The organism is Methylorubrum podarium (assembly GCF_022179745.1).
In the GTDB taxonomy this organism is placed as follows: Bacteria; Pseudomonadota; Alphaproteobacteria; order Rhizobiales; family Beijerinckiaceae; genus Methylobacterium; species Methylobacterium podarium.
In genome coordinates, this window is the sequence record NZ_BPRD01000185.1 from 1 (window position 1) to 11,509 (window position 11,509).

The 11,509-nt window shown below is 67.5% G+C and carries 10 protein-coding genes and 1 pseudogene; 10 read left to right on the top strand and 1 reads right to left on the bottom strand.

The genetic code is table 11. From position 1 onward, the window contains the following. A pseudogene (locus tag MFF42_RS09985) lies at positions 1-301 on the bottom strand (carbohydrate porin); the annotation flags it as partial. Positions 302-854: 553 nt separating this feature from the next. On the opposite strand from MFF42_RS09985, the gene MFF42_RS09990 reads away from it, so the two are divergent. From MFF42_RS09990 to MFF42_RS10035, 10 genes are all read left to right on the top strand, one after another. After that, positions 855-2,165: a transporter substrate-binding domain-containing protein gene (locus MFF42_RS09990; RefSeq protein ID WP_238255605.1), complete on the top strand. Its 1,311-nt coding sequence runs from the start codon at positions 855-857 to the stop codon at positions 2,163-2,165. Between the two features lie 148 nt (positions 2,166-2,313). After that, positions 2,314-3,198 (top strand): urea ABC transporter permease subunit UrtB, encoded by an 885-nt coding sequence (urtB, locus tag MFF42_RS09995; protein ID WP_238255606.1) that lies wholly within the window; start codon positions 2,314-2,316, stop codon positions 3,196-3,198. Between the two features lie 54 nt (positions 3,199-3,252). Further along, a complete protein-coding gene (gene urtC / locus MFF42_RS10000) occupies positions 3,253-4,374 on the top strand; it encodes an urea ABC transporter permease subunit UrtC (protein WP_238255607.1) in 1,122 nt (373 codons plus the stop codon). 11 nt (positions 4,375-4,385) lie between these two features. Continuing rightward, on the top strand, positions 4,386-5,126 hold the full coding sequence (gene urtD / locus MFF42_RS10005; protein ID WP_108939158.1) for an urea ABC transporter ATP-binding protein UrtD: 741 nt from the start codon (positions 4,386-4,388) through the stop codon (positions 5,124-5,126). A gap of 2 nt (positions 5,127-5,128) precedes the next feature. After that, on the top strand, positions 5,129-5,827 hold the full coding sequence (gene urtE / locus MFF42_RS10010) for an urea ABC transporter ATP-binding subunit UrtE (protein WP_238255613.1): 699 nt from the start codon (positions 5,129-5,131) through the stop codon (positions 5,825-5,827). 377 nt (positions 5,828-6,204) lie between these two features. Then, entirely contained in the window at positions 6,205-6,645 is a 441-nt protein-coding gene (locus MFF42_RS10015; protein ID WP_238255608.1) for a N,N-dimethylformamidase alpha subunit family protein, read from the top strand. 126 nt (positions 6,646-6,771) lie between these two features. Next, positions 6,772-9,204 carry a N,N-dimethylformamidase beta subunit family domain-containing protein gene (locus tag MFF42_RS10020; RefSeq protein WP_238255609.1) on the top strand — a complete coding sequence of 811 codons (2,433 nt, stop codon included), beginning with the start codon at positions 6,772-6,774 and terminating at the stop codon, positions 9,202-9,204. Between the two features lie 141 nt (positions 9,205-9,345). Continuing rightward, on the top strand, positions 9,346-10,437 hold the full coding sequence (locus tag MFF42_RS10025) for a Rieske (2Fe-2S) protein (RefSeq protein ID WP_238255610.1): 1,092 nt from the start codon (positions 9,346-9,348) through the stop codon (positions 10,435-10,437). Between the two features lie 19 nt (positions 10,438-10,456). Further along, entirely contained in the window at positions 10,457-11,137 is a 681-nt protein-coding gene (locus tag MFF42_RS10030) for a tetratricopeptide repeat protein (protein ID WP_238255611.1), read from the top strand. 11 nt (positions 11,138-11,148) lie between these two features. Then, complete coding sequence (locus tag MFF42_RS10035; RefSeq protein WP_238255612.1) at positions 11,149-11,484, top strand: hypothetical protein; 336 nt, start codon at positions 11,149-11,151, stop codon at positions 11,482-11,484. The last annotated feature ends 25 nt before the right edge of the window (positions 11,485-11,509 follow it).

An 11,509-nucleotide genomic window follows, 5' to 3' on the forward strand; every position in this document is an offset into this window, starting at 1 on the left:
CGTAGATGTTGATGTCGAAGGTGAGCCCGCGGGCGGCCATGTCGGTGGCCCAGGGGGCGAGCGGCCCGGTGCGGACGGGGTCGGCGGGCTTGGCGGCGATGGCGGGATCGGTGCGCGGCTGGGTCTGATCGTTGAACTGGCCCACCGGCGAGGGCTGCTGCGCGAGCGCCGCGCCCGCCCCGGCAAGGCTCCCCCCGGCAAGGCTCGCCACTAGGAGCGCGCCGGCCGCCCATCCACGATGCCGTCCCCGCTGTTCGGAACGGGTCGTCCCCGGTTCCTTCCCGTATCCACCGCCGTGCATCACGTCATCCCCTTGACTTTACCCGTTGCGATCTAAACTTCGCTGACCTTTGGCGACCCTGGATTGTGCATCGCACAATCCGATCGCTTATCCGGCTCACGATGCTGCCGCACGCCTCGCAAGTGCCGTGCAACAGCCATTGTCCGATTTCTGGTTTTTGGCGGAACCCCCGGCAGGCTCGGGCCGCAGCCTTCGTGCCGTTCGATTCTTTAGCAATGTGATCAAAGCTCGCGCTTTTGCGTATTTTTTGATCACATATGGCTTGCTGTACTAGGCTGGCACTGAAGTTCCCATACGGTCAACTACGAATTTGGACTTTTTGGATTTTGCGGCATCAGGCTTGCAAGCGGGCCACGATGCGGGCGGAAGCGGGCAAAACGCGTCGCCGCCATTGCCTTAGAGAAAAAAAGTGTCCCCAAAGGAAATGTCCTCTTGACGCGCCGCGAAAGAGCGCCGTAGCGTTTCCTTGTAAGAAACAAGATTTACTTCTTGAGCAAAGAGCCGAGTATCCGCTCAAAAATCAGGCAATTGCACAGCAAATAAGGGGATCGACATGGACCTCACGCGTCGGAAGCTATTGAAGCAGTCTTCGCTCGCCGCGGCAGCGATCGCCGCGCCGCATCTCTGGCTGCCGACGGCCCGTGAGGCCTGGGGCGCGACGCTCAAGAAGGGGGAGCCGATCAAGGTCGGCCTGCTGTTCTCCCTCACCGGCCAGCTCGCAGTGCCGGAGGAAGATTCCACGCTCGTGATGCAGTACGCCATCGACGAGATCAACAAGAACGGCGGTATCGCCGGGCATCAGATCCAGCCGGTGATCGTCGATGCCAAGTCGGACTTCAACGTCTACTCGGAGAAGGCCAAGGAACTCATCATCCGCGAGAAGGTGATCGCGCTGTTCGGCTGCTACACTTCGGCGAGCCGCAAGGCGATCCTGCCGGTGGTGATGTCGCAGAACAGCCTGCTCTACTATCCGACCTGCTACGAGGGTGCGGAATGCACCCAGAACACGATCTGCACGGGTCCGCTGGCCAATCAGCACTCGAAGGACCTGATCCCCTACATGGTCAAGAACTTCGGCAAGAAGGTCTTCTTCGTCGGCTCGAACTACGTCTGGCCGAAGGAGTCGAACAAGAATGCCAAGATCTGGCTCCAGGAGGCCGGCGGCGAGCTGGTCGGCGAGGAGTACATCCCGCTCGGCAGCTCCGAGTTCGGGCCCGTCCTCGGCAAGATCCGCGACGCCAAGCCGAACTTCATCTTCTCGACCGTGGTCGGCGCCTCCGACATCGCCTTCCACAAGCAGTTCAAGCAGGAGGGCTTCAAGGTCGATTCGATGCCGATCGCCTCGCTCACCACCGGTGAGATCGAGACCAAGGCGATGGGCGCCGAGTTCGGCGCCGGGCACTTCCTCTCGGCGCCCTACTTCCAGTCGCTCGAAAATCCGACCAACCAGAAGTTCGTCGAGAACTTCCTCAAGAGCAAGTACGGCAAGAACGGCTCCACCCACTACAACATGGAGGAGACCTACCTCTCGGCCTACGTGTTCAAGGCCGGGCTCGAAGCCGCGCTGAAGAAGACCGGCAACATCGAGGAGGTCACCTCGCGCATGATCCGCGACGTCAGCGGCGGCGTGCGGGTGGAGGACAACATTTCGCCGGAAGGCCTGATCTGGATCGACGGCGACAACTTCAATTCCTGGCTCAAGCCCAAGATCGGCCAGTGCCAGGCCGACGGCAGCTTCAAGATCGTCTCGGAAGCTAAGGAGCACGTGGCGCCCGATCCGTACTCGATCTACCCGAATGCCGGGAAATGCACCGCCACGGGCCTCGTCGCCCCCGACGGCAAGAGCCGCAAGAACGTGATCTGACGCGTCCCCGCGCAACCGCTCCGGCCGCGCTTCCGCGCGGCCGGGCCTCGCATTCACAGTGCCTCACAAAACTCCCGGTCACCGGCCGTTCTCCCTCTGGCGGGGGAAGTGCCGCGGCAGTTTCGTGAGAGACCCGCACGGAGGTCCCGTGACGTCCCTCGACATCGCACCCTTTGCCAACGCCCTGGTGCTGGGCCTGAGCATCGCCAGCATCTGGCTCATCGCCGCGATCGGTCTCACGATCATCTACGGCACCGTCGGGGTCATCAACATGGCCCACGGCGAGTTCATCATGCTGGGCGCCTACACCTCCTACGCCCTGCAATCCTCCCTTGGCCTGCCGTTCCTGCTGTGCCTGCCCGCCTCCTTCGCCGTGGTGGCGCTGATCGGGCTCGTCATCGAGCGCGGGCTGATCCGCTACCTCTACAACCGCCCGCTCGACACGCTGCTCGCCACTTGGGGCGTGTCGCTTGTGCTGATGCAGGGCGTGCGGCTGATCTTCGGCTCGGACCCGAAATACATCGCCGTGCCGGAAATCTTCCAGAGCAACGTCGAGGTGGGCTTCGCCAGCCTGTCGGTGTTCCGCCTCGTGGTGCTCGCCATCACCGCGCTCATCGTCGCGGCCACCGCTTGGCTGTTCTACCGCACCCGCTTCGGCATGCAGGTCCGCGCGGTGATGCAGAACAAGGAGATGGCCGCCTCCTTCGGCATCAACGCCGACCGGGTCTACATGACGACCTTCGCGCTGGGCGCGGGCCTCGCGGGGGTCGCCGGCTCTCTCTTCGGCGTGCTCGCGATCGTGCTGCCGACCATGGGCACGGCCTACGTGGTGCAGGCCTTCCTCGTGGTGGTGGTCGGCGGCGGCACGCTGATGGGCAGCGTCGCGGCGGCGGGGCTGACGGGCGAACTCCAGTCGGTCTTCGCCTTCGTCACCAACGACACCTTCGCGCGCTTCCTCCTCTACGTGCTGATCGTCGTGTTCCTGCGCTTCCGCCCGCGCGGCCTGTTCGCCGTCGCCAAAGGCCGCCGCTGACACCATCAGCGTCGGCCGTCCCGTCCCAGCCCGTCAGAAGAGTCTCACCCGCAGATGACGACGCGCAACCTCTATCACAGCAAGCCGGCGCAATGGGCGGTCTACGGACTGTTCTTCGTCGCCATCGCCCTGATCCCGGCCTTCGTCTCCGACGGCTTCCTGCTCAACCAGTTCGCCGTCTACGGCATCTACGGGATGCTCGCCCTCTCGATCAGCCTGTGCTGGGGGTTCGGCGGCATCCTCAATCTCGGCCAGGGCATCGCCTTCGGGCTCGCGGCCTACGGCATGGCCATGACGATGCAGATGCAGTCGCAGGATCCGGACTCGAACCCGATCCCGCCCTTCATGCTCAACAACAGCCTGGAGGACCTGCCCTGGTTCTGGCAGCCGTTCTGGAGCACCGGCGGCGGCATCCTCCTGGCGCTCGTCGTGCCGACGTTGTTCTACGTCGTGTTCGGCACGCTGATGTTCCGCGCCCGGGTCTCGGGGCCGTTCTTCGCGATCATGTCGCTGGCGATGCTCTCCGCCTTCGCCACGCTGATCCTCGACATGCAGCCCTACACCAACGGCGCCAACGGCATCTCGCCGCCCTCGCCCCTCAGCGTGTTCGGCACCGACATCGACCCCTACAGCCCGACCGCCTACTGGATCGTCTGCGGCCTGCTCATCGTCACGACGGTCGGTGCCAAGCTGCTGACCCAGAGCAAGTTCGGCCTCGTCGTCCAGGCTCTGCGCGGCGACCCCGAGCGGGTGCGCTTCCTCGGCTACAACGTCGCCCTCTACGAGACCTGCATCTACGCGATCTCCGGCTTCATCGCCGCGCTCGCCGGCTGCCTCTGGGTGATGCTGATCCAGTACGTCTCGCCGGCCCAGCTCGACACCACCTTCAGCATCGGCATGGTGATCTGGGCCGGGATCGGCGGGCGCCTGTCGCTGCTCGGGGCGATCCTCGGCGCCTTCCTGATCCAGGGCGGCCAGAGCTATCTCGGCGACCAGTTCCTCGCGACCTGGCTCCTCGTCCTCGGCGCCTTCTTCATCGTGGTCGTGCGCTTCCTGCCCAAGGGATTGGCGGGGCTTCTCGAAAAGGTGCTCGGCGCGCTGGCGCGCCAGCCGGGCAAGCATGCGCGGCCCGACCTGCGGGATGCGATCTCCGGCGCCCCGGCGGCGGGCGAGTAAGGGAGGGGGCGATGGGCGTTCTCGAAATCCGCGACCTGCACAAGAGCTTCGGCGGCACCAAGGTCATCAACGGCTTCAGCCTCGACGTGACCGAGCTGACCCTGTGCTGCCTCGTCGGCCCCAACGGGGCTGGCAAGACCACCACCATGGACCTCATCACCGGCCGGCAGAAGCCGACCTCCGGCTCCATCGTCCTGCGCGGGGACGACATCACGTCCTTGAGTGAGCACGAGATCGCCCAGCGCGGCATCGGGCGCAAATTCCAGGTGCCGGCGGTGTTCCGCGAGCTGAGCGTGCGCCAGAACTTCGAGGTGGCCTATAGCCGGGAGGTCAATCCGTTCCGCAACATGCTGCGGCGGCGGCCCGCCGGCTTCTCGGCCAAGCTCGACGAGGTGGCGACCCTGACCGGCCTCAAGGACCGTCTCGAGGTCGAGGCCGGCTTCCTCTCCCACGGCGAGACGCAGTGGCTCGAGATCGGCATGGTGCTGATGCAGAACCCGGCGATCTTGCTGCTGGACGAGCCGGTCGCGGGCATGACCGAGTCCGAGATCGAGAAGACCATCGTCTTCCTCAACGAACTCAAGCGCACCAACACCCTGATCGTGGTCGAGCACGACATGGGCTTCGTCCGGCAGATCGCCGACGTGGTCACGGTGATGCACATGGGCGCCTTCCTGGCGCAGGGAAAGCTCAGCGACATCGAGAACGACCCGCGGGTGCGCGAGGTCTATCTCGGCGAGCCGGAGGTCTGATGATGTTGCTCGATCTCGACCGCGTGACCTCCTACTACGGCAAGACGCCGATCCTGAAGGAGATCGGCCTCGGGCTGCCCGAGGGGCAGTGCCTGTGCGTGCTCGGCCGCAACGGCGTCGGCAAGACCACGCTGCTGCGCACCATCATGGGCCTGACCGACCGCACCTCCGGCGAGATCCGGATCGACGGCGCGTCCGTCGGCAAGGCGCCGACCCATGTGCGGGCGAAGTACGGCCTCGGCTACATCCCGCAGGGACGCCAGATCCTGCCGCACTTCACGGTGAAGGAGAACATCCTGCTCGGCACCTTCGCCCGCACCGACGGGCGCCAGGACGTGCCGGAACTCTGCCTCACCCTGTTCCCCTACCTCGCGCAGAACCTGCACCGGAAGGCGGGCCTGCTCTCGGGCGGCCAGCAGCAGCAGCTCGCCATCGCACGGGCGCTCGCCACCAACCCGCGAATCCTCCTCCTCGACGAGCCGACCGAGGGCATCCAGCCCAACATCGTCGCCGAGATCGGCCAGACCCTGGGGCGGCTCAACAAGGAATTCGGCATCACGCTGATCCTCACCGAGCAGCACATCAAGGTGGCGCGCAAGCTCGGCGACGCCTTCCTGATGATGGAGAACGGCCGCATCGTCGCCCGCGGGCCGATCGCCGAGATGACCGACGAACTGATCGAGCGGCACATGACGATCTGAGCCCTCGGACACGCCGTCATGGCGAGGCCATCCGGGGCGCCGCTCCTTCCGGAAAGGCCGCGCCGCCGGATCGCTTCGCCGACGCTCGCGGTCACGGCAGAAACGTTCAAGATCAGCGTAAAAAACGTTTCCTCACAAGAAATCTGTGCTTGACCCGCAGTCTCGAACAGAACTAAACTCGACTAGTAAAGAAGAGCGACGTATTCGGATCGATGTTTCCGAATACTATGGGCGATTTTGCCCACATCTCAACTTCTCAGCGGAGCATGGCCGCTCCGCCGGCACGGGCCGCCCGCCGGATCGAACCGGCGGTGCAGGCGGGCCCGCAACCATCTCCGGCCGCAACGGCGCGGCCCGGATCACGAGGAGCGACGACGATGGAACCGATCCCGAGGAAGGGCACGCCCGAGCGCCAGCGCCTGATCGATGCGCACAAGGCCTGCATGGATTCGATGAAGGGGGTCGCCGGCAACACGGTGCTGCTGTGCGAGACGCCGGGCGACACCACCGTGGTGACGGGCGGCGTCCATGCTGATCCGGTGCTCAAGCGGGTGCTGCTGCGCATGCGCGGCCAGAGCCCGAAGGGCAAGCTGATCGTGATCTGCACCAAGGTCGATGCCGAGTGGCGCATCGCCCGCCTCTCCGGCATCCGCGGCGTGCCCCCCGAATTCGTCGGCGACACGATCTACACCGACGAGCAGGAGATCCAGCACCACATCTTCCTGATGCGCCTCGACGAGCTCTCCGACAGCTACGGCTTCCCGGAGGACTATCACGAGGGCTGGAAGCGCAAGGACGACAACTGGCCGATCACCTGAGCCGGCAAAACTCCGAGACCCAGTCGATCAGCGGGAGGCCGCGGACGCCTCCCGGCGCTCCCTCGCGCAAGGACGCGCGGAACGGATGCGGCGCGCACCAACGACGATGCCCGAAGGATTGACCCGATGACCACCATGAGGCTGACCGGTTACGCCGACAAGTTCGGCGTGCATCCCGGCGATACGATCCAGTTCTACGTCAATTGCGACGGTCCGTCCGAGTACAAGGTCGAGATCGTCCAGATGATCAACGGCGATACCAACCCGCGCGGCCCCGGCTACATCGACAAGCCGGTCGAGGCGGCGGTCAACGGCAGCTATACGGGCCGCAAGCAGATCATCCACGGCGGCTCCTACGCCTACGTGGCCGATGCCAAGCCGTTCCACGTCGAGAGCTTCACGCTCCAGTGCTGGATCTGGCCGACCGCGCCCAAGACCCATCCGCGCTACTGGAAGCACGGGCCGCAGGGGCTCGTCACCAAGTGGTCGAACGAGTGCGGCTACGGCCTCTTCATCAACGAGGAGGGCTGCCTCGAACTGCGCATCAACGAGCACCGGATCACCACCGGCGTTCCGATCCGCGACCATGCCTGGCACTTCTGCGCCGCGACCTTCGACGCCGCCACCGGCCTCGTGACGCTGATCCACGAGCCGCAGGTCGTCTACGCCCTCGATCCCGAGATCGCCCCGGTCGAGGCGAGCCTGAAGGTGGCCATCGCCCACGCCCCGGTCCCGGTGGCGCTCGGCGCCTATGTCGAGCGGCTGGCGCCCGAGGATCCGCTCGCCGCCTCCTCGAAGCCGGCGGGCGTGGTCTTTGCCGGCAAATACAACGGCAAGCTCGACAGCCCGCGCATCTGCAGCCGGGCGCTCTCGCGCGCCGAGATCGAGATGATGAAGGCCGGCGCCCAGCCCGGCCTGACCGAGCGCCGCAACGCCGGACCGACCGGCAAGCTCTCCGAATGCATCGTCGCCGCCTGGAACTTCTCCGTCGGGATCGACACCCTGACGGCCAAGGACGAGGGCCCCTATCGCTTCGACGCGACCCTGGTGAACTGCCCCAATCGCGGCATGACCGGCTACAACTGGTCGGGCCAGAACTTCGACTGGAAGCACGCGCCGCAGGAATACGGCGCCATCAGCTTCCACGACGACGACGTGGACGACGCCCGCTGGGTCTCCGACTTCGCCTGGGTCCTGCCGGAGACCGGCGTGAAGAGCCGCTTCTACGCCGCCAAGCTGACCACGGCCGAGGGCGACGAGGAGTTCATCCCGTTCTGGGTGGTGCCGCGCATCGGCCAGGAGACCGCCAAGATCGCGGTGATGGTGCCGACCATCAGCTACATGGCCTATGCCAACGAGCACGTGGCCTGCAACGCGGGCGGCGCGGAGCTGTTCGTCTACCGCGTGCCGATCATGCAGCAGCAGAACATGTTCCTGTCCGAGCACCGCGAGTACGGCGGCTCGATCTACGACACCCATACCGACGGCACCGGCATCTCGATCTCGTCGCGCCTGCGACCGATCCTGTCGATCCGGCCGAAATACGACCACTTCCTCGCCCAGGCGCCGTGGCAATACCCGGCCGACCTCCACCTGATCTACTGGCTGGAGACGATGGGCTACGAGTACGACGTCTTCACCGACGAGGACATCACCTACGATGGCCTCGCGAGGATCGAGAACTACAACGTCATCATCACCGGCTCGCATCCGGAGCACAATTCCGGCACCCAGCTCGACGCGCTCCACAACTACACCCAGCGCGGCGGCCGGCTGATGTATATGGGCGCCGACGCGTGGTACTGGGTCCACTCGTATCACCCGGGCTACGAGGACAAGGGCCGCGGCGTCGTCACCGAGATGCGCCGCTGCGAATCCGGCATCCGCACCTGGCGGGCCGATCCGGGCGAGTACTACCACCAGGGCACGGGCGAACTCGGGGGCATGTGGCGCTTCCGCGGACGCTACCTGCACTCGGTGGCCGGCGTCGGCATGTCGTCGGAAGGCTTCGACGTGTCGAGCTATTTTTCGCGCACGCCGGACAGCCTTGATACCCGTGTGTCGTGGGCCTTCGAGGGCATCGATTACGACGAAAAACTCGGCAATTTCGGCCTCGTCGGCGGCGGCGCGGCGGGTCTCGAACTCGACATCGTCGACACGATGCTGGGTTCGCCCCCGCACACCCTCACGGTGGCGACCTCGGCCGGGCGGCACACGGAGGCCTACCTCCTCGTCATGGAGGATTTCGGCTTCAACCAGCAGGGCCTCGACGGCACCACCCACCCGCGGGTGCGCGGCGACATCGCCTATCACGAGACCCCGAACGGCGGCGCCTGCTTCGCCTTCTCGTCGATCGCCTATTGCGGCTCGCTGCCGTGGAACAACTGCGACAACAACATCTCGCGGCTGACCAAGAACGTGCTCGACCGCTTCGCGATGGACGGGCCGCTGCCGGCCCCGCCGGAGAGCGCGATCAAGCATCGCGGCCGGGCCGATTACGACCCGACGCCGATGGAGCACCGCAGCCGCAAGGAGCGCGGCGAGCCGCTGCCCGCCTGACGACCCGACGGCTCCCGCCACGGCGGGAGCCGCATCCGACGCTCCGTCCTCGCCTTCCTCGGGCGGAGCCGCGGTGGCAGCGCCCGTCAGCCCCCCAAGGCGCTGCCACCGACCCCTTTCCGGTAGAAGTGAGAGGCGTTCATGGTCCTCGCCGCGTCCGCCGGCTTCGTGCCGGACCGCCCCGATCTCGGCCACCGGGCCGAGGGGGTCGATCTCGCCGACCCCGCCTTCTTCGCGGACAGCCTCGATCCGGGCGCGCCGCGCCTGCTGCCCCCGGCCGCCTACCGCGCCCTCGCCTTCGCGGAACTGGAGGACGACGCGGTCTGGACCTGTTCCTGGCTCGCCATCGGCCTCGGCGCCGAGATTTCCTCGCCCGGCGACCTCCTGCCCTTCACCGCCGGCCATCACGGCCTCCACGTCCAGCGCGAGGGCGACGGCGGCCTCGTCGGGCGCTTCAACAAGGCCCAGCACGGCGGCTGCCGCGCGGTGCCGCTGCAATGCCGGACCGGCACCAAGACCCGCTGCTCCTTCACCGCCTGCGGCTACAGCCGCGACGGCACCGTCCTGCCCGCAGGGAGGGACGGGCCGACGCCGGCGATGCACCAGTATCTCGGCCTGCGCCCGGAGCGGCTGCTGCCGGTCGCCGTCCGCGCCTGGGGGCCGCTGGTGCGGATCAACCTCGACCCTCGTGCCGTGCCGCCCGAAGCCCCGCCCGAGGGGCTGGCCGCCCTCGCCGCCGAGACCCGGCGGGCGGAGTTTGCCTGCAACTGGAAGCTCGCGCTCCAGGCGCTGGCCGAGGGCGGGCGCTTCTCGGAAACCTCCGACAGCCTGCATCTGACCGGCCGCCTCGCGACCGGAGAGGCCGCGGCGATCGCCGTCCACTTCCCCAACCTCGTCCTGATCGAGGCGCGCGGGGAGACCTGCGCGGTGATGCTCCAGCCGACGGCGCTCGGGCAGACGCTGCTGCGGATCGGGCTGCTCGGCTCGGACGGCGCGGAGCCGGCCGATCGCGAAACCTCTCGGGAATCCTCCTGGGAAGCCTCCTGGATCGCGTGGCAGGCGGAGATCGCCGCCCGGATGGCGACGGCCGTCGCGGCGCAGGCGGCTCTCTCCGGGGCGGCCAACGCCGCCGGCCTGTGGCTGCAGCAGCGCATCGCCGCCCGCGTGCGGGCACGGCCCGCGATCACCGACACCCAACCCCTCTTCGCCACGGCCCAGGGCCGCGGCTGCTGATCGTTCCGGGAGACGCCTCATGAGCCTTGCCGCCCAGCCTCTCGCCGCCGCCCCCGTCCTCGCCGACGGCGTCGCGGCCTTCCAGGCCCGCGCCTACGACCGGGCGCTCGCCGTGTTCCGTCCGCTCGCCGAGGCGGGCGACCCGGAGGCGCAGGCGTGGCTCGGCGCGCTTTACGCCGCCGGGGCCGGACTCCCCGCCTCCCTGCCGAAGGCGTTCGAATGGTATCGCCGCGCCGCCGAGCAGGGCCACGGCCCGGCCGCGACCAATGTCGGGGCGATGCTGGCCATGGGCCAGGGCGTGGTGCAGGACCGGACCGAGGGCGCGCGCTGGCTGGAACGGGCGGCCGCCGGCGGCGACGTGATGGCGGCCTACAACCTCGCCACCCTCCTGGCGAAGGGCGACGGACTGCCCGCGGACCCGGCACGGGCCGCCGAACTCTACCGGAGCGCGGCTGAGGCCGGGCATTACCCGTCCCAGGCCCGGCTCGGCCATCTCTACGCCCACGGGATCGGGGTGGCGCGCGACCGGGTCGAGGCCTTCGCCTGGCTCTCGCTCGCCGCCGGGCACGGCGTCGGCACGGCGCTCAACGCGCTCGAAGAGGTCATCAAGGAGATGTCGGCCGAGGAGAAGCGCGAGGGCGCCGCCCGGGCGCAGGCCCGGCGCACCGAGCCCGGCCGCATCGCGCCGATCCCCGCGTGAGGGCGGCGCCGATGGCCGCCTACAGCGTGCAGCAGATCAAGTTCGAGTTCATCAGCTACGTGAAGGAGTTCGGCGCCGATTTCTCCGCCTGGTCGGTGGGCGTGGCGGAGGACGCGCCCGCCGCCCTGTTCCGCGAGCACGGAGTCGACGAGGCCCGCGACATCTGGCTGTGGAAGCCGGCCGTCTCGCCCGCCGCCGCGGCGATGGTGCGCGACTGGATCTGCGGACGCCAGGGCGCCGCGGCGCTGGCGGGCGAGGGGCGGCAGGTCTTCCTGTTCCTGCGCAGATCGGAGGGGGCATCCGGCGTGGATGGGGAGGTGCGGAGCCCAGGTGGCCTGACCGTGTGATACGGCTTCCGGTCGATCGCGTGGG